General features: G+C 71.8%; 17 protein-coding genes. 13 read left to right on the top strand and 4 right to left on the bottom strand.

All coding sequences use genetic code 11. The features are described 5' to 3' along the window. Positions 1-117: 117 nt before the first annotated feature. The gene (locus tag WFJ01_RS00230) at positions 118-1,500 is read right to left on the bottom strand and encodes an aldehyde dehydrogenase family protein (RefSeq protein WP_292887447.1); all 1,383 of its coding nucleotides are present in this window, start codon (positions 1,498-1,500) and stop codon (positions 118-120) included. Between the two features lie 96 nt (positions 1,501-1,596). Continuing rightward, a complete protein-coding gene (locus tag WFJ01_RS00225) occupies positions 1,597-2,757 on the bottom strand; it encodes a PucR family transcriptional regulator (RefSeq protein WP_336627848.1) in 1,161 nt (386 codons plus the stop codon). A gap of 143 nt (positions 2,758-2,900) precedes the next feature. Between WFJ01_RS00225 and WFJ01_RS00220 the strand changes: the two genes are divergently transcribed. Together WFJ01_RS00220 and WFJ01_RS00215 are read left to right on the top strand one after the other, a co-directional pair. After that, positions 2,901-4,511 (top strand): thiamine pyrophosphate-binding protein, encoded by a 1,611-nt coding sequence (locus WFJ01_RS00220; RefSeq protein WP_336627847.1) that lies wholly within the window; start codon positions 2,901-2,903, stop codon positions 4,509-4,511. 52 nt (positions 4,512-4,563) lie between these two features. After that, entirely contained in the window at positions 4,564-5,274 is a 711-nt protein-coding gene (locus WFJ01_RS00215; RefSeq protein WP_336627846.1) for a DJ-1/PfpI family protein, read from the top strand. A gap of 25 nt (positions 5,275-5,299) precedes the next feature. On the opposite strand, the gene WFJ01_RS00210 is transcribed toward WFJ01_RS00215, so the two are convergent. Next, on the bottom strand, positions 5,300-6,505 hold the full coding sequence (locus WFJ01_RS00210; protein ID WP_336627845.1) for a M20 metallopeptidase family protein: 1,206 nt from the start codon (positions 6,503-6,505) through the stop codon (positions 5,300-5,302). 157 nt (positions 6,506-6,662) lie between these two features. Between WFJ01_RS00210 and WFJ01_RS00205 the strand changes: the two genes are divergently transcribed. From WFJ01_RS00205 to WFJ01_RS00155, 11 genes are all read left to right on the top strand, one after another. Next, a complete protein-coding gene (locus WFJ01_RS00205) occupies positions 6,663-7,343 on the top strand; it encodes a FadR/GntR family transcriptional regulator (RefSeq protein ID WP_251447888.1) in 681 nt (226 codons plus the stop codon). 94 nt (positions 7,344-7,437) lie between these two features. Next, the gene (locus WFJ01_RS00200) at positions 7,438-8,487 is read left to right on the top strand and encodes a pyridoxal phosphate-dependent aminotransferase (protein WP_336627844.1); all 1,050 of its coding nucleotides are present in this window, start codon (positions 7,438-7,440) and stop codon (positions 8,485-8,487) included. Positions 8,488-8,725: 238 nt separating this feature from the next. Next, the gene (locus WFJ01_RS00195; RefSeq protein WP_292887432.1) at positions 8,726-10,501 is read left to right on the top strand and encodes an ABC transporter permease; all 1,776 of its coding nucleotides are present in this window, start codon (positions 8,726-8,728) and stop codon (positions 10,499-10,501) included. A gap of 20 nt (positions 10,502-10,521) precedes the next feature. Continuing rightward, entirely contained in the window at positions 10,522-11,640 is a 1,119-nt protein-coding gene (locus tag WFJ01_RS00190) for an ABC transporter substrate-binding protein (protein ID WP_336627843.1), read from the top strand. A gap of 40 nt (positions 11,641-11,680) precedes the next feature. After that, positions 11,681-12,853 carry an ABC transporter ATP-binding protein gene (locus WFJ01_RS00185; RefSeq protein ID WP_336627842.1) on the top strand — a complete coding sequence of 391 codons (1,173 nt, stop codon included), beginning with the start codon at positions 11,681-11,683 and terminating at the stop codon, positions 12,851-12,853. A gap of 26 nt (positions 12,854-12,879) precedes the next feature. Continuing rightward, positions 12,880-14,145, top strand: a complete 1,266-nt coding sequence (locus WFJ01_RS00180) for an amidohydrolase family protein (RefSeq protein WP_251447872.1) — start codon at positions 12,880-12,882, stop codon at positions 14,143-14,145. 1 nt (position 14,146) lies between these two features. After that, positions 14,147-14,461, top strand: coding sequence for a hypothetical protein (locus WFJ01_RS00175; RefSeq protein ID WP_251447869.1), 315 nt, complete (start codon positions 14,147-14,149; stop codon positions 14,459-14,461). Then, positions 14,458-14,847 carry a Rieske (2Fe-2S) protein gene (locus tag WFJ01_RS00170; RefSeq protein ID WP_251447866.1) on the top strand — a complete coding sequence of 130 codons (390 nt, stop codon included), beginning with the start codon at positions 14,458-14,460 and terminating at the stop codon, positions 14,845-14,847. Before WFJ01_RS00175 ends, WFJ01_RS00170 begins: the two co-directional genes overlap by 4 nt. 104 nt (positions 14,848-14,951) lie before the next feature. Further along, complete coding sequence (locus WFJ01_RS00165; protein WP_251447863.1) at positions 14,952-15,452, top strand: amino-acid N-acetyltransferase; 501 nt, start codon at positions 14,952-14,954, stop codon at positions 15,450-15,452. 62 nt (positions 15,453-15,514) lie between these two features. After that, positions 15,515-16,189, top strand: a complete 675-nt coding sequence (locus WFJ01_RS00160) for a hypothetical protein (protein ID WP_336627841.1) — start codon at positions 15,515-15,517, stop codon at positions 16,187-16,189. A gap of 279 nt (positions 16,190-16,468) precedes the next feature. After that, the gene (locus tag WFJ01_RS00155; protein ID WP_251447857.1) at positions 16,469-16,876 is read left to right on the top strand and encodes a dehydrogenase; all 408 of its coding nucleotides are present in this window, start codon (positions 16,469-16,471) and stop codon (positions 16,874-16,876) included. Positions 16,877-16,898: 22 nt separating this feature from the next. Here the strand turns inward: WFJ01_RS00155 and radA are convergent, their stop codons facing one another. Next, on the bottom strand, positions 16,899-18,266 hold the full coding sequence (gene radA / locus WFJ01_RS00150; protein ID WP_336627840.1) for a DNA repair protein RadA: 1,368 nt from the start codon (positions 18,264-18,266) through the stop codon (positions 16,899-16,901). Positions 18,267-18,409 lie beyond the last annotated feature (143 nt).

Here is an 18,409-nt window from a genome sequence, read left to right as displayed (position 1 = left end):
GGGAGCGGGACTCGGGGTCGGTGAGCGAGCCCTCGGGAGGGAGACTCGGGGTCGTTGAGCGAGCCCCGGCGCAGCCGGAGCGAGACGAAACGCGGTCGCCCCGGCCGGCGCCGCCGCTCAGCGGCGGATGACCTTCGTCGCCGCCATCGCCTTGAGCCCCTCGACGCCGAACTCCAGGCCGTAGCCGGAGGCCTTCGTGCCGCCGAAGGGGATGGACGGATCCACGCCGCCGTGCTGGTTGATCCACACCGTGCCGGCGTCGAGGCGCTGGGCGACCTCGGCGGCCGCGTCGGCGTCCGGGCCCCACACCGAGGCGCCGAGGCCCTGCTCCGTGCCGTTCGCGCGGCGCACGGCGTCGTCGACGTCGGTGTAGCGCACGACGGGCAGCACCGGGCCGAACTGCTCCTCGTCGACGATCGCCGCGCCGTCCTCGACGTCGGCGACGATCGTGGCGCGGTAGAAGAGCGGCCCGAGGTCGGCGGCGGGCTCCCCGCCCGTGACGATCCTGCCCCCGCGCTCGCGGGCGTCGTCGACGAGGCGCGAGACGATGTCGAACTGGGCGGGGTTCTGCACCGGCCCGAGCCGGTTGCCCTTGTCGTGCCCGGAGCCCATCGGCGCGGCCTCGGCGCGCTCGGCGAGCGCGGCGACCACCTCGTCGTAGACGGAGTCGTGCACGTAGAGGCGCTTGAGGGCGGCGCACACCTGCCCGGTGTTCATGAAGGCGCCCCAGAACAGGCGGTCGGCGACCGCCTGCACGTCTGTGCCGGGCAGCACGATCCCGGCGTCGTTGCCGCCGAGCTCGAGCGTGAGCCGGGCGAGGTTGTGCGCCGAGCTCTCGACGATCCGCCGGCCGGTCGGAGTGGATCCGGTGAAGACGATCTTCGCGACGTCGGGGTGCGCGGCCAGCGCCGCCCCCACCTCGCGGTCGCCGGAGACGGCCGTCACGACGTCGGAGGGCAGGTGGCGGCGGAAGATCTCGGCGAGGGCGAGCACGCTCAGCGGGGTGTTCTCCGAGGGCTTCATGACCACCGTGTTGCCCATGCGCAGCGCCGGCGCGATATGCCAGACCGAGATCATGACGGGGAAGTTCCAGGGGCCGATCGACGCCACGACGCCGAGGGGGACGTAGTGCAGCTCGGTGCGGGAGGCCCCCTCCTCGCGCAGCACCTGCGGCTCCAGGACCGTGTCGGCGGCGGCGCGGAGCCAGTGCGCGGCGCCGTGCACCTCTCCGGCGCCGTCGATCTTGCCCTGCTCGGCGGTGACGATCTCGCCGAGCTCGTCGGCGTGCGCGTCGAGGTCGTCGGCGACGAGGTGCAGCAGGCGGGAGCGCTCGGCGTGGCCGAGCGCGGCCCAGCCGGGCTGGGCGGACCGTGCGGCGTCGATGGCTCGATCCAGGTCCGCGACGGTGCGGATGGGTGCCCGCCCGACCTCCGCGCGGGTGGCGGCGTCGAGGATCGGGCGGCCGTCGGGGTCGGAGACCGAGGTCAGCAGTGCGTTCATGGCAGCTCCCTTGCGTGCGGCGGGGTGGCGGCGATCGGAGGACGGCCGCAATAATCACTAATCAATATAGTCAATTGTCCGATCGCTGTCTGCGGATCAGCGCAGGCCGGCGAGCGTCGCGACGCGCAGGGCCGTGTGCAGCTCGCGGCGCACGCCACCGTCGGCGAGGTCGACGTCGGCGATCGCGCGGATCCGGTCGAGCCGGTAGTAGAGCGTGCTCCGGTGCACGTGGAGCTCCTGCGCCGTGCGCTGCGCATCGCAGCCGCAGTCCAGATACGCCTCGAGCGTGTGCGCGAGGTCGGGGCCGGACTGCGCGTCGAGCAGGCGCTGCACGGCCTCCGGGAGATCGGTCAGCGCGAGCTCGGCGAGCGGCAGCTGCAGCAGCACCCGGTCCAGGCCCAGCTCGGCCCAGTGCGCGACGCTGCCGCGCTCGCCGTCGACCACCGCCGCGCGCTGCGCGATCCGCGCCTCCCGGAGGGAGCGGACGGCCGAGGCGAGCGGGGCGTGCGCGCCGCCGATCCCGGCGCGCAGCGCGGAGAACGCCGGCTGCGCGAGGAGTGCGGTGAGGCGGTCGGCGTCGATCTCGTAGGGGACGGCGATCACCGCCTCCCCGTCGATCACGGCGCCGACCGCCTTGAGCGTCGGGAACACCGGGATGCTCGCGACGGCCCGGTCGAGCAGGAGGCGCAGGGTCGCCGCGCTCGCCGCCGCGCCCGGGGCGACGGCGAGCGAGATCGCGGTGTAGTGCGGGGCGGGGGAGAGCAGGCCGCTCGTGAGCAGCTCGTCCGCGGCCCGCGCGCGCTGCTCCGCGCCGCCGCCGAACAGCGCGGAGAGTAGCCGCAGCGCCCGGTCCTCGTCCTGCCTGCTGCCGAGCGCCATCGCGGCGAGCACGACGCCGATCTGCTCGCGCCCGGTGCGCAGCACCTCGTCGTCGGCCGCGGGCTCGTGCCCCTCCGGGATCGTCGACGAGACGTAGCCGACGAGGTGGCCGTCGTGCCGGACGGGTGCGACGAGCCGGGTCTGTCCGCCCTCGATCGCCGGGATCAGCACCGGGCCGTCGGCCTGGCCGACGCGGAACTCCCTGATCGACTCCCGCGCGCGGGAGGATCCGCGGTGGGCGAGGATGATCGCCAGCCGCGCATGGTCGACGTCGCCGTCGTGCACGCTGAACGCGATGACCGTGAACTCGGCGTCGAACACGATGATGGGTCGTCCGAGCCGGTCCGCATAGGCCTGCACCTGCGCTTCGAGCGTCATCGCCCGCCTCCCTTCCTGCTGCTCCCCGGGGTCCGCCGGGAGCGGTCGCGGGCCTCTGCGGAGTCGGCCGGCGGGCCGCCGCGTTGCAGAGATCCGGGAAATAGATCTATATTCATTATATTCATTTCTTGAGAGGCGATGCGATGGCAAAGATGACAGGCGGCGACGCGCTCACCCTGGCCCTGCTCAGCGAGGGCGTCGAGACGGTCTTCGGGATCCCCGGCGTGCAGCTGGACGGGCTCACCGACGGGATGTACCGCAAGCAGGACGAGATCGATCTGCTGGTCCCGCGGCACGAGCAGAGCACGACGTACATGGCGGACGGCTACCACCGGGCGTCCGGGAAGCCCGGTGTCGCGATGGTGGTTCCCGGCCCCGGCGTGCTCAACGCGGGAGCGGGCATGGCGACCGCCTACGCCTGCTCCTCGCAGGTGATGCTCCTGGCCGGCACGATCCCCTCGCGCCTCGTGGGCGGCGGCCTCGGCGCGCTGCACGAGATCCCGCGGCAGAGCGAGACCGTCCAGGGGCTGACGAAGTGGTCGGTGCGTCCCACCCGGGCCGAGGAGATCCCCGAGCTGGTGCACGAGGGCTTCCGCCAGATGCGCACGGGCCGCCCGCGCCCCGTCGCCCTGGAGCTGGGGCCGGACCTGCTGCACGCCGAGATCGACGTCGAGGTCGGCGACCCGTTCGCGGTGCCTGCCCCGGTGGCGCCCGCCGACGACGTGGCGGAGCTCCTGCGCCTGCTCGGGGAGAGCGAGCGTCCCGTCCTGCATGTCGGCGGCGGCGTGCGCGGGGAGCGCGCTTTCGCGCTCATCGCGGCCCTCGCCGAGAAGCTGGACGCCCCGGTCGTCATGAGCGAGAACGGCCGCGGGGCGATCGACGCGCGCGATCCGCATGCGCTCCCCGCGTTCGCCCTCTGGGAGCTGCGCGCGACCGCCGACCTCGTGATCTCGTTCGGCAGCCGCTTCCTCACCCCGTTCGGTCAGCAGCTGAACGTCGGCGACGCGAAGATCGCGCTCGTGAACGTCGAGGCCGCGGATCTCGGATCCCCGCGGCGGCCCGACCTCGCGATCCAGGCCGACGCGACCGCGGTGCTCGAGGCGCTCGTCGCGGAGGTCCCCGCGCGTGCGGGCTGGGGAGACGAGCTGCGCCGGCTCCGCGCCGAGTGCGACGAGCGGATCCGCGAGCGCGTCGCGCCGCAGATGGCCTTCGTCGACGCGATCCGCGCCGCGTTGCCCGAGGACGGCGTCTACGTCAACGAGCTCACCCAGATCGGCTACGTCTCCACCTACGGCTTCCCCGTGCAGGCGCCGCACTCGTACGTGTGGCCCGGCTACCAGGGCACGCTCGGCTACGCGATGCCCACGGCCCTCGGCGCCGCGGTGGGCGCGGGCGGCCGCCCCGTCGTCGCGGTCACCGGCGACGGCGGGATCGGCTGGTCGCTGCAGGAGTTCGCGACCGCCAAGCGCTACGGGATCCCGCTCGTCACCGTGCTGTTCGAGGACGGACGCTTCGGGAACGTCTGGCGCATCCAGCGCGACACCTACGGCGGGCGCTTCATCGGCTCCGACCTGGTCAACCCCGACTTCGCGCTGCTCGCGCAGGCGTTCGGGATCGACTTCGTGGACGTCGAGGACGCCGATGGCGTGCGCACCGCGATCGAGGCCGCGATCGCGGCCCGGCGTCCGGCGATCGTCCGGGTGCGGGTGGACGTGTTCCCCTCGCCCTGGTCGCTCATCCACGAGAAGCACTGATCCGCGCCCGGCGGCCCGCAGGGCCGCCGGGCCTTCGAGGCACGAGAGATCCATGGGGCGTCCCTTCCGCATCGTCTGCATCGTGTTCCCGCGGATGACCCAGCTCGACCTCACCGGTCCGGCCCAGGTGTTCGCGCGCTTCCCGGGCACTGAGGTGGAGTTCGCCTGGCATCGGGTGGAGCCGGTGCCGACCGACGCCGGCTTCTCGATCCTCCCCACCGCGGACTTCGGCGCCGCCGGGCGGGCGGACGTGCTGTTCGTGCCCGGCGGCCCCGGCGCGTTCGACCTCTTCGAGGACGACGCCGCGCTCGCCTTCGTCCGGGAACAGGCGTCGCGCGCGCACCTCGTGACGAGCGTGTGCACCGGGGCGTTCGTGCTGGGCGCGGCCGGGCTCCTCGCGGGGCGACGGGCGACGACGCACTGGGCTTCGCTCGAGCTGCTGGCGGGCTTCGGCGCGATCCCGACGCCGGAGCGTGTGGTGCGCGACGGGAACCTCATCACCGGGGCCGGCGTCTCCAGCGGCATCGACTTCGCCCTCACCCTGGCGGCCGAGCTGTACGGGGCCGGCATCGCGCGCAGCATCCAGCTCGGTATCGAGTACGACCCCGCGCCGCCGTTCGACGCCGGATCCCCGGCGTGTCCCGACGCCGACCAGGGCGAGGTCGCGCGCCTGCGCGAGCGGATGGCGCAGGCGCGGGGGCCGCTCGTGCGCGCCGCGGCGGCACGGCTCGGGCGCCCCGCCGGCGGGGCGCCGGCCGGCTGAACCGTGCTCCCGCGGGCCCGGGTCATCAGCGACCGGCCCCCACGTGGCCCAGCGCCAGTGCGGCGAGCGCCGCGGCCTGGTCCGCGAGGATCCCGTCGTCGAACACCGCGCGGGGGGAGTGGTTCATCTCCGACTCGCCGGGATCGATGCCCGCCGGCGTGGCGCCGAGGAAGAGGAACGCCCCCGGCACCTCGGCGAGTACGGCGGAGAAGTCCTCGGAGGCCATCGAGGGCTCCGTCGCGGAGATCGCACGATCTGCGCCGAGCAGCCCGCCGATCGTCGCGAGCGCCCGCTCGGCGCAGGTCTCGTCATTGACGGTGACCGGGTAGACGGTGCGGAACGAGACCTCGGCGCGGCAGCCGTGCGCGGCCGCGATCCCCTGCGCGAGAGCCGGGAGCTCCGCTTCCAGCACCCGCCGGCTGCGCTCGGAGAGGATGCGGATGGTGGCGCCGAGCGAGGCGGTGTCCGGGATCGCGTTGATGATCTCGCTCCCGGAGAGCTTGGTCACGGACAGGACGATCGGATCCGAGACGGGGAACCGCCGGGTCGCGAACGCGTGCAGGGCGAGGACGATCTGCGCGACCGCGGGCACCGGGTCGACGGCCTGCTGCGGACGGGACCCGTGCCCGCCGCGGCCCTCGACGACGACCTCGAGCGCACAGGCGCCCGCCATGATCGTCCCGCCGCGGGTCGAGAACACTCCGGGCGCTCCCGGGAGCACGTGCACGCCGTAGGCGGCCTCGACGCGCGGACCCGCCGCATCCAGGACCCCCTCGCGGATCATCCGCAGGGCTCCGCCGCCGGCCTCCTCGCCCGGCTCGAACATGAGCACGACCGACCCGTCCAACTGCTCCCGCCGCGCGGCCAGCAGCCGGGCGGCGCCGACGAGCCCCGCGGTGTGCAGGTCGTGGCCGCAGGCGTGCATGACCCCGTCGACCGTCGAGGCGTAGGGGAGCCCGGTGCGCTCCGCGACGCGGAGGGCGTCCATGTCGGCGCGCAGCAGCACGGCGGGGCCGGGGCGGGAGCCGCGCACCACGGCCGTGATCGAGGAGAAGTCCTCAGGGCCTGCGGTCACCGCCAGACCGATCCCGTCGAGGGCGTCGAGCACGGCGCGCTGCGTCCGAGGGAGGGTGAAACCCGCCTCCGGATGCGCGTGCAGCGTGCGACGCAGGGCGACGAGCTCGGGCAGGAGCGCACTCGCGTCCGTGCGGAGCGCGGCGGGGTCCGTCATGAGGGCTCCTTCGTCCCAGATCGACGATCCGTGGCCGCCGATGCCGATTGGATATGATGAATATATTCAATAGAGGGTGCGCCGAGGCGGGTCACCTCATACTCTGTACTCACGCGTGGCCGGCTCGGGGTCACCGCAGGGACCACCGGGGGAAGTCATGACGCAGATCACCAACGCCGCCGTCGCCGTGCAGGTGGCGAAGTCGCTCGAGGACGAGATCGTCTCGGGCGGCTGGAAGGCGGGGCACTTCATCGGGAGGCGGCAGGAGCTCGCCACCCGGTTCGGGGTGGCGCCCGCGACCCTCGGCGAGGCGATCCAGCTGCTGCGCTCGCGCGGCGTCGTGGATGCGAAGCCCGGCCCCGGCGGCGGCATCTTCGTCGCCTCGCGTTCGCCGTTCATGCAGCTCAGCGACCAGCTGCTGCAGCTGCGGGAGGGCAAGGCGACCGCGAGCGACTGCCTCCGCGTGCTGGACGCGCTGGACGGACTCGTGCTGCACGACGCGATCGAGCATGCGAGCGACGACGACGTCGCCGAGATCGCGACGCTGGCCGAGCGACTCGAGTCCGTGTGGGGCACCGAGGCGGGCCCGTCGGCGATCTGGGCGCTGCACGCGCGCATCGCCGAGATCACCCCGAACGAGCTGCTGCGCAGCCTCTACACGAATCTCGTCGACTACATCATCGCCGAGCAGCTCGAGGGGGCCACGGCGCCCAGCACGTCCGAGCGGCTGCGCACCCACCTGGACTTCGCGGAGGCCGTCGGCCGCCGCGACCACGCCCTGGCGCGCTCCGCGGCCGAGCGGCACCGCCATTCCTCGGTCGCGACGCTGCTCTCCTGAGGATCCGAGGACCCCGGCGGGTTGACAGGACGGCGCGTCTTCAATAATGTTCATATTCATTATTAAGAATTAGTTCCTGGCCCGAGGAGGACGCATGCCGCTCGAGTTCCGAGGCGTCGTCGACGAGATGCTGCAGACCCCGAACCGTCCCGCCGGGGCGACCCCGCCGCCGATCCGGCTCTCCCAGAACGAGATGCCCTGGACGCCGTCGGCCCCGATCGTGGCGGCCATGTCCGCGGCGGTCGAGACGTCGCACCGCTACCCCGACTACCACCGCGCCGCCGCGCGTGCCGCGATCGCCGGGGCGCTCGGCGTCGACGCCGCCCGGGTGGCCGTGGACAACGGCTCCGGGTCGCTCCTGCACGGTCTCGCCCGGCTCGTCTGCGAGCCGGGGGTGCACGGCGTCTATCCCGCCCCGTCGTTCGAGGCGTACAAGGCGGCCCTGTCGCTCGCCGGCGCCGACGCCTCCGCGGTCGGCCTGGCCGCCGACGGGGCGATGGACCTCGCGGCGATGGCCGCCGCGATCCGTCCCGAGACCCGCATCGTCTACCTCTGCAATCCGAACAACCCCACCGGCGGGCTCATCCCCGTCGACGGCCTGCGGGCGTTCCTGCGGGAGGTTCCGGAGACCGTGATCGTCGTGCTCGACGAGGCGTACCGGGAGTTCGTCACCGACGAGCCCGTCGAGGCGACCCTGCCGCTGCTGGACGAGTTCGAGAACCTCGTGATCCTGCGCACGCTCTCGAAGTCGCACGGTCTCGCGGGCATCAGGGCCGGGTACGCGGCGGCCTCGGAGCGGATCGCGGAGGCGCTGCGGCGCACCTCGGTCGGCTTCGCGCTGAACGGGATCGCCGAGGCCGCGCTCATCGCCGCCTTCAGCCCGGAGGGCGTCGAGATCGCCGCGGAGCGGGTCGCCACGATCGTCGCGGAGCGCGCGCGCATCGTGCGGGCGCTGGACGAGGCCGGCGTGGAGGTCCTCCCGAGCCAGTCCAACTTCCTCTTCCTCCCCGGCGACGCGGGCGACCTCATGGCCCGGTTCGCCGCACAGGGCGTGCTCGCCCGGCCGTTCCCGAACGCGGGCGGCGCCCGCGTCACGGTGGGCCTGCCCGCCGAGAACGACGCCGTCCTGGCCGCCCTGCTCTGAGTCTCAGAACGATCCCCGGCGCGTCGCGATCGCGCGCCGGGGATCGCCGACCGACACGATCGCACCCCCGGCGGACCGGGTTCCGACACCGTGTCGGATCGCCCGGGAAGGACTTCGGAGCCGGGCCCGATGAGGCTCGCGCAGCGGCTTCCTACGCTGACAACACGACAGACGGAGCGGTCTGGACCCGGGCGACCGGAGGTCTCGGATCCGCTCTCGCGAACGGAAGAAGAGGGCAGTGACGGCAAGCGACTTCGAACGCGACCGGCGAGCATCGATCCGGCGCTCGCTGACCGGCGGGTTCGGCTGGACCGTGTTCCTCGCCGCCCTGACGCTCGTGTTCGTCTACCCGGTCTCGATGATCGCGATCGGCGCCTTCCGCGACGGCCTCCCGTCGGACGACCTGCCCTTCACGATCGACGGGCTCGTCGCCGCGTTCCAGGATCCCGAGACCTGGAAGACGATGGGCAACTCGCTGCTGCTCGTGGTCGTGTGCGGCACGATCTCGGTCGCCGGCGGCGGCCTGTTCGCCTGGATCGCGGCGAACACCAACGTCCCGGGCCGCCGCCTGCTCACCCCGCTCATGGCGGTGAACCTGTTCGTGCCGCCGCTGTTCCACACCCTCGGCTGGATCATGCTCGGCAACCCGCAGAACGGGCTGCTGAACCAGTTCGGGCGCATGCTCGGCATGCACGGGCCGATCATGAACATCCAGAGCTGGGGCGGCCTGTTCCTGCTCATGTCGCTGGGCTACATGCCGTTCGCCTACCTGCTCATGCTCGGCGCGTTCAAGAACCGGGACCAGTCGCTCGACGAGGCCGCCGCGATCAGCGGAGCCGGTGCGGTGCGCACCTTCTTCACGATCACGATCCCCTCCGTCGGGCCCGCGATCACCGGTGCCGCGATCCTCATCGCCGTCCTCGTGTTCCAGTCCTTCGACAGCCCGCAGCTCATCGGGCGCCAGGCGAACATCTTCGTGTTCTCGACGCAGATCTTCCACTACGTGCGCGATCAGGCGCCCGCGGAGTACACGAAGGCCTTCGCGCTCTCGCTCGTGCTCATCGTGCTCGTCCTGCTGCTGTTCCTCGCCCAGCGCTGGATCCTGCGGGGGCGCAGCTTCACGACCCTCACCGGGAAGACCTCGCGGCGCGAGCCGCAGGAGCTCGGCCCGGTGCGCTGGGTGCTCTCCGCCCTCATCGTCGTCTTCCTGCTGCTGAACCTGATCCTGCCGCTGTTCGCGATGATCCTGGGCAGCCTGCAGCCGATCTTCGGCGTCATGAGCACGGGGCTCACCTTCGACAACTACGTGCAGATGCTCACGGATCCCGAGTTCAGCTCGAGCCTGGGCCTCACCGCCTGGCTCGCCGTGATCGGCGGCTTCGGCTCGATCGCGGTCGCGCTGCTCACCACGTACGTCACGGCGCGCCGGACCGGCTTCATCCGCTCCTACACCTCGTTCTCGGTGTGGATCCCCTGGGCGCTGCCGGGCATCGTCCTGGCGCTGGCCTACATGTTCGCGGTGCTCTATGTGCCGGCGTTCCGGGGCCTCTACGGCACGGCGTTCCTCATGACGCTCGTGCTCATCGTCGCCACGATCCCGGTCTCCAGCCGGATCGCGGAGGGCGCGCTCGCCCAGCTCTCGCCCGAGCTGGAGGAGGCCGGACGCACCTCCGGGGCCGGATCCTGGCGGGTGCTGCTCACGATCGTGCTCCGGCTCGTCGTGCCCAGCTTCCTGTCGGGCTGGTTCCTGTCCGCGCTCTTCATCGCCGGCAACCTGTCGGTGCCGATGCTGCTCGCCCCTCCCGGCCTGCAGCCGGTCTCGCTGACCGCGTTCCAACAGTTCCTCCAGGGGAACATGTCGCAGGGCGCCGCCCTGTTCATGATCATCCTCGTCGCGGCCATGGCCGTGCTCGCGCTCGCCGCGCTCTCCCTGAAGCTGGCCGCCCTGCTGCGCGCCCGCGCGGGGCGCGCCGGCCGGGCCCCCTCAGTCCCCCTCACCCGGATCACCCCCTGACACACCCGAGAGGAAGAATGATGACGTTCTCCCGCACTACCCTTCGCCTCACGACGGCGGCCCTGGCCGTCGGCGCGCTGGCCGCCCTGACCGCCTGCTCCTCCGGCGGCGCCGCCGCCGACCCGGGCAAGACGATCGAGGTCCCCGGCGCGAGCGCGGCGGGCAATAGCCACATGAACGACCTGTACAGCAAGGCCGTCAAGGCGGGAAAGACCGACCTCGTCCTGTACGGCCCCAGCGTCTCGTCGCAGAAGGCGCTGTTCAAGGTCTTCACCGACCGGTTCCCCGGGATCAAGATCGTGCAGCAGGATCAGCCCGACGCGCAGAGCATCACGAAGATCGAGACCGAGGCGCAGAGCGGCAACCGCATCGCCGACATCTACGACGGCGGCGAGTCGCCCCAGGTGGCGGCCAAGCCCGACCTCTGCACCACGGCCGACGTGAAGACGGCGCCCGACGGCTTCGAGATCCCGTCGAACTACGACGGACGCCTCACCTACTACGCGATGCGCTACTTCGTCTTCGTCTACAACACCGACATGGTGAAGAAGGACGAGGCCCCGCAGAACTGGAAGGACCTGCTCGACCCGAAGTGGAAGGGCAAGATCACGGTCGGCGACCCGACGGTGCCGGGCGGCATCCGCTACATCCTCACGTCGCTCATGGTGCCCGAGAGCGCCGACAAGTGGGGCAAGTCCTACGTCGAGGCGCTCGCGAAGCAGGACGTGCAGTTCGCCCAGTCCGAGCCGAACGTCCCCGCCGACGTCGCCAGCGGCCGGTTCCCGGTCGGGATCGCCGTCTACCAGGGCTTCTACGAGGACGTGAAGGCGAAGGGCGGCCCCATCGCCGCGGTCTTCCCGCTCGACGACGGCGGCAACTTCATGTCCCGCACCGGCATGTGCATCGTGAACAAGGCCCCGCACGCGGACGCCGCGCAGCTCTACATCAACTGGCTGTACTCGCCCGAGGGGCAGAAGGCGCTCGCCGAGAAGAACAACTCGTACGGCTGGACGCCGGACGCCCCCGGACCGCAGGGCGCACCGGCGCTCGGCAAGCTCGGACGCCTGCCGTTCTCCAACCCCGACCCGGACTTCAACCAGCCCTACTTCGACTTCATCAACACGCAGTTCAAGAAGTAGCGCTCGGCCCCGACCCCCACACGAGAGAGCACTGATCGGCATGACTGAGGTCCAGGTATCCGGACTGACCAAGCGCTACGGCGGCAAGACCGCTCTGCACGGATTGGATCTGACGATCGGATCCGGCGAGTTCGTCACCCTGCTCGGCCCCTCGGGCTGTGGCAAGACGACGACGCTGCGGTGCCTGGCCGGTCTCGAGCGCCCCACCGGCGGACGCATCAGCATGGGCGATCGCATCGTCGTCGACACGGACCGGCGCACCTTCGTGCCGGCCGACAAGCGGCAGGTGGGCATGGTGTTCCAGAGCTACGCGCTCTGGCCGCACATGAGCGTGGCGGAGAACGTCGCGTACCCGCTCAAGGTCGCGCGGGTGGGGGCGGCCGAGCGCCGCGCCCGCGTCGCCGACATGCTCTCCGCGGTGGGGCTCGCGGACTTCGAGAAGCGTCCGGTCACTGCCCTGTCGGGCGGTCAGCAGCAGCGGGTGGCTCTCGCCCGCGCTCTGGCCGCCCGGCCGGGCATCATCTTCTACGACGAGCCGCTCTCCAACCTCGACTCCAAGCTGCGCTACCAGATGGGCCAGCAGGTGCGCGCGCTGCACAACCAGTTCGAGACGACCTCGGTCTACGTCACGCACGACCAGGAGGAGGCGATCACGCTCTCCGACCGGATCATCGTGATGAGCGAGGGCGCCATCGTGCAGGACGGCACGCCGAGCGAGCTCTACGACCGGCCCAACTCGGCGTACGTCGCCGACTTCATGGGCTTCCAGAACATCCTGCCCGGCACGATCCGCGCGGTGCGCGACGGGATCGCCGACGTCGAGGTCGACGGGACGTCGCTCGTCATCGCCGGGGTCGTGACCGGCGAGGCCGCGCCGGGGGAGCGGGCGGATATCGCGTTCCGCGCCGCGCACGCCCGCCTCATGCCCGCCGCCGACCTCGCGCCCGGCGCCGGGCGGTTCACCGCCGCCGTCGAGCGCACCACCTATCTCGGCAGCGCCGTCAACCTCCTCGTGCGCGCCGACGGACTGCCCCTGCGCGTGCGCGTCGAGACGGGCGAGATGGCCGCCGACGCGGTGCCGCGCCCGGGCGACGGGTACGGCTTCGCCGTCAACCCCGCCCGCGCCGTCGTCATCCCGCACCGGGTCGCCGCGGCGCCCGCGGACGACGACTACCTGACCACCATGACCGATGCGATCGTCGCCGCCCACTGAGCGGACGAAGCCCGAGAGGAATGCCCATGAGTGACCTGCCCACCCCCCGCTCCGACGCGCCGCGGATCCGCGAGCTCGCCGAGATCGGCGGCCGCTCGGACACGAGAGACGTGCTCTCCCACGCGACCAAGCAGGCGCGGGACGACTACGACGACTACTTCATCGTCGACATCGACGCCCACGTCTCGGAGGACCACTTCTGGGGAGAGGTGCTCGACCTCATCGACAACGACGTGTGGCGGGATCTGGGCATGAGCCAGTACGCCGGCTTCGCGGGCAACAACGCGCTCCTGAACATCCAGCCCGGCATGTCGCACCAGAGCGTCGGCGGCCGCATCGGGCACCAGGGCCGCAAGGAGCCGGTCGAGGGCACCGAGGGGCACCCCTTCGTCACCGCCGCCCGGCGCGGCATGGACGCGATGGGCCTCGATTACCAGGTCGTGTTCCCCAGCGCGATGCTGCTGCTCGGCATGCACCCGCAGGACGAGGTCGAGGTCGTCCTCGGCCGGGCGTTCAACCGCTGGCTCACCGAGGTGATCCTGCCGCCGAACCCGCGCCTGAAGGGCATGCTCTACCTGCCCTACAACACCCCGGAGGTGTGCGAGGAGCTGGTCGAGAAGTACGCCGACAACGAGGGCATCATCGGCTACACGGTGTGCTCGACGCGCAACAACCCCGTGCACTCGGACGTCTACACGCGCCTGTACAAGCTCATCGAGGACAGCGGCAAGCCGCTCGCCTTCCACTCCGGCTACCACTGGGGGGATCCGTCGTTCGCGCAGTTGAACCGGTTCCTCTCGATGCACGCGCTCTCGTTCACGCACTACAACCAGATCCACGTCACGAACTGGATCATCAACGCCATGCCGGAGCGCTTCCCGAAGCTCAAGATGGTGTGGGTCGAGAGCGGCCTGGCCTGGATCCCCTTCCTCATGCAGCGCCTCGACCACGAGGTCCTCATGCGGCCGAGCGAGGCCCCCGGGCTCAAGCGGCTGCCGAGCGAGTACATGAAGGAGATGTGGTACACCACGCAGCCCATGGAGCGCACGAACATGGAGCTCCTCGAGGCGACCATGAAGTCGTTCAACGCCGAGACCCAGCTGCTCTACTCGTCCGACTGGCCGCACTGGGACTGGGACGCGCCGTCCACCATCACGCGCCTGCCCTTCCTCTCCGAGCAGGCCAAGCGCAACATCCTCGGGCTGAACGCCGCGCGCGTGTTCAACCTCCCCACCGACCGCAAGAAGCCCTCCGCGGAGCACGTGCTCCAGGAACGACCCGGGATCTCCTGACATGACCGAGAACACCATCACCACCGCCCCCGAGATCGCCGAGCTCTCGGCCGTCGTCACCCGCCTCGGCGAGCTCGTGCAGCACGTCGGCGAGGCGGAGCTGGGCGCCGAGGTCTCCGACGAGCAGATCGCCGACGTGCTCTACGCGGCCGCGCGGCTGTTCTCGGCCAAGACCGACCGCGTCGGCAAGATCGCGTGGCCGATCCGCGAGGATGCGCTCAACGCGACCGAGACCGTCGTGCTCGTCACGGCGCTCCTGGACGCCGCCGACGTGAACCTCTTCGACATGGCGATCTGGTACCGGAGGGCCGAATGAGCGCGCAGGTGGTCCGCCGCGACGTCGTGGTCGCCAGCCTCGCCGACCTGCAGGAGCGGGAGCGGATCGTCGTCGACGTCGAGGGCACCGAGCTGGGCCTCTACTTCTACGCCGGCGAGGTGCGGGCCTGGTACAACGTCTGCCCCCACCAGGGCGGCCCGGTCTGCCAGGGCAAGACCATGCCGCGCACCGTGCAGCTCGTGCGGGGCGAGGACGGCCTCAAGAGCGGGGGACCGGGGTTCCACCCCACCGACCGCAACATCGTGTGCCCGTGGCACGGGTTCGAGTTCGACATCCTCACCGGCAAGCACCCCGCGGATCACCGCGTCGGGCTGCGTCCGATCCCGGTCCGCGTCGACGCCGACGATGTGATCGTCACGGTCTGACGCGACCCGCGGACTCCTCCGGCCCCGCCGCCCCGCTCCCGAGAGCAGGGCGGCGGGGCCGCGTCGTCCGCGGCCGCACGAGGCTGCGGTCGTAGGCTGGAGGGATGAGCGACTATCTCGTCCGGCCCGCGCGGGCCGGTGACGTCCAGGGCATCTACGCGCTGTTGGAGCCGCTCGTGGAGCGACGGATCCTGCTCGGCAAGGACATCGCGGTGCTCTACGGCGCCGTGCAGGAGTTCGTGGTCGCGGAGGCCGACGGCGTGCTCATCGGCTGCGGCGCCCTGCACGTCATGTGGGAGGACCTCGGCGAGGTGCGCACCCTGCTCGTGCAGGAGGAGTGGAAGCACCACGGCGTCGGCCGGGCCATCGTCGACCAGCTCGAGGCGCACGCGAAGGTCCTCGGCCTCAGCCGCCTGTTCTGCCTGACCTTCGAGGTGCCCTTCTTCGAGCGCCGGGGCTTCTCGCCCATCGGGGAGCAGGTCGTGGATCCCGACGTCTACACCCAGCTCCTGCGCAGCGGCGACGAGGGCGTGGCCGAGTTCCTCGACCTCGCGCACGTGAAGCCGAACACGCTCGGCAACACCCGGATGCTCAAGCAGCTGTGACCCTGCCGTCGATCCGGGGCGGCGTCCAGGGTCCCGCAGGGCGCGCCGCATAACCTGGAGGCATGACCCCTCGCCAGTCCGCCGCCGTCTATCGCCGCCGTCGGATCGTCGTGCTCGGGGTCGTCATCGTCGTGCTCGCCCTGCTCATCGCGCTCGTCTGGGCGCTCGTGGCCCGGGCCGGATCCGGTCCGACCCCCGGCCCGACTCCGAGCGCGTCGACCTCGGCCTCCCGGACCGCCTCTCCGTCGGACGCGCCGGATCCCACCGCCGATCCGAGTCCGGCCGCCGATGCGACGCCGGCGCCCACCAGCACCGCCGACGCCGGTCCGGTGCCGTGCACCGCGTCCGAGGTGAAGGTGACGGCGGTGACCGACCACGACAGCTACGCGGCCGACCAGAACCCGCAGCTGTCGATCTCACTGACGAACAGCAGCGCCAAGGACTGCACGATGAACGTCGGCACGACGACCCAGGTGTTCACGATCACGAGCGGCAACGACACCTGGTGGCGCTCCACCGACTGCCAGCAGACCCCGAGCGATGCGATCCAGACCATCAAGGCCGGCGCGACGATCACGAGCTCGACGCCCGTCGTATGGGACCGGACGCGCTCGAGCGTCGACACCTGCGAGGCGACGGACCGCCAGCGCGCGCCGGGGGGCGGCGCCTCCTACCGCCTCACCGTGGCGATCGGCGGATTCCAGAGCGCCGGCCCCGTGCAGTTCCTCCTGAACTGACGCCGTCGCACCCGCGACGCGCGCGGGCGTGCCCGAATCTGCGCATCTGGTGGAAAACGGTCGCCCCCGCGCTTCCTTTGGGATACCATAGAGGAAGTCTTCGAGATCTTGACGGGTTCGCCATCCCCAGTGGCTTCGACAACTCAGCGTCCCCAGCGCATCGTCGTCCGTCTTCGAAGGCACGAGGGCCTCTCCGTCATCTGTCCCCAAGCGATTGACGAAGGGGCCCTCCTCTCTTCTCCCTCCGCGGGACTCGTCGTCCTCTCGTAAGGTGGAACGATGGCCGCGAAGAAGTCGAAGAAGAAGCCCGCCGCCTCGGACTTCCGTTCCGAGGCCCTCGCCCAGGCGCTCGAGAAGCAGGACATGGCGGCGGTCGCCCTCGCCCTGCGCAACGGCAACACCGTCGTGCCGCTCATCCGGCCCGGCGCCAGGGACAACCCGCTCGACGGCGGGGAGGTGTGGACCTACCGGGATCCCTCCACGGGCGACGTCGCGCTGCTGCTGTTCAGCGATGCGACCCACAAGCCGGCCAATCTCCCGCCCGGCGTGGGCATCTACTCGCCGGCGTGGCTGCGGTCGTTCCTCGCCGCGCATCGCGACGTGATCACCACCGTGTTCCTCGACATCGCCGGCCCGCATCCGATGCAGGCCCCGCCCGCAGAGCTGCTGCGCGCGCTGGAGGCCTGAACCCGGATCCGGACGCGGTGCGTCAGAACGCGGGCACCTCGTCGTCCAGGCGGCGCGGTGCGCGGTGCGCCCTGACGTCGCCGAGCGCGCCGCGCAGGGTCGCCGAGCGGTCGTCGACGACCTGCGCATAGCCGAGCCGGGCGGCCTCGGAGCGGCGCTGCGACGCCTGGGTGACCGCGCGGACCTCGCCGGCCAGGCTCAGCTCGCCCACGGCCGCGACCGTGCGCGGCACCGCGTCGTTCGTGAGGGATCCGGCCACCGCGATCGCGATCGCGAGGTCGGCGGCCGGCTCGGTGAACCGCACGCCGCCGACGGTCGACACGTAGACGTCCTTGTCGCTCGTCTTGATGCCCGCCCGCCGCTCGAGCACGGCGAGCACCATGGCGACCCGCGACGAGTCCAGCCCATTCACCACGCGGCGGGGGTTGGGGGCCTGCGTGGGGATGGTCAGCGCCTGCACCTCGACCGGCATCGCACGCCGCCCCTCCAGGGCGATCGCGACGCAGGTGCCCGGTTCGGGGCGTCCGCGGGAGAGGAACAGGCTCGACGGGTCCGGCACCTCGGCGATCCCGGATCCGGTCATCTCGAAGCAGCCGACCTCGTCGGTCGGCCCGAAGCGGTTCTTGAGCGCCCGGATGAAGCGCAGCGACGTCTGCCGGTCGCCCTCGAAGTGGCAGACGACGTCGACGAGGTGCTCCAGGATCCGGGGCCCGGCGACCTGGCCGTCCTTGGTGACGTGGCCGACGATGACGATGGGCAGATCCCGCTCCTTCGCCACCCGGATGAGCGCCGCGGCCACCTCCCGCACCTGTGCGGGCTGCCCGGCGGCGCCGTCGGACTGAGCCGACGCGACCGTCTGCACGGAGTCGACGATCACGAGTTCCGGGGAGACCTCGTCGATGTGCCCGAGGATCGTGCCGAGATCGGTCTCGGCGGCCAGGTAGAGCTCGTCGTGCAGCGCTCCGGTGCGCTCGGCGCGCAGCCGCACCTGCGCGGTCGACTCCTCGCCGCTCGCGTACAGCACGCGCCGGCCGGCACGGGCGCCCGCGGCCGCGACCTCGAGCAGCAGCGTCGACTTGCCGACGCCCGGCTCTCCGCTCAGCAGGATCGCCGCGCCCGGGACGATGCCGCCGCCCAGCACCCGGTCGAACTCGGCGACCCCGCTCGACCGCCGCGGCGACTCCTGCGAGGTGAGCGACGTGATCGGGCGCGCCTGCCGTCCGGCCGCGGGCGCCGTCGCCTCGACGCGGCGCACGATCCCGGTCTGCGCCGCCTGCTCGGCGACCGTGCCCCACTGCTGGCATTCGCCGCACCGGCCCACCCACTTGGCGGTCGTCCACCCGCACTCGGTGCAGACGTACGCGGGGGCGGAGGGTTTCCGGGATGCCATGGATTCAGGCTAGCCGGGGGCGCCGACGTGTGAGCGCGGTGGGCCGGTGTACGGGTGCGCGGTGGGCCGGCGCCCGGGGCCGGTACCGCGCGGGACGGTGTCCGGGGCCCGCGGGCTGCGGCACGCCCGGCGGACGGCCCGGT

The sequence above is a fragment of the Microbacterium sp. MMO-35 genome, from assembly GCF_037147555.1.
Classification (GTDB): Bacteria; Actinomycetota; Actinomycetes; order Actinomycetales; family Microbacteriaceae; genus Microbacterium.
Note: the sequence above shows the minus strand (reverse complement) of the source record. Positions and strands in the feature narration are given on the sequence as shown.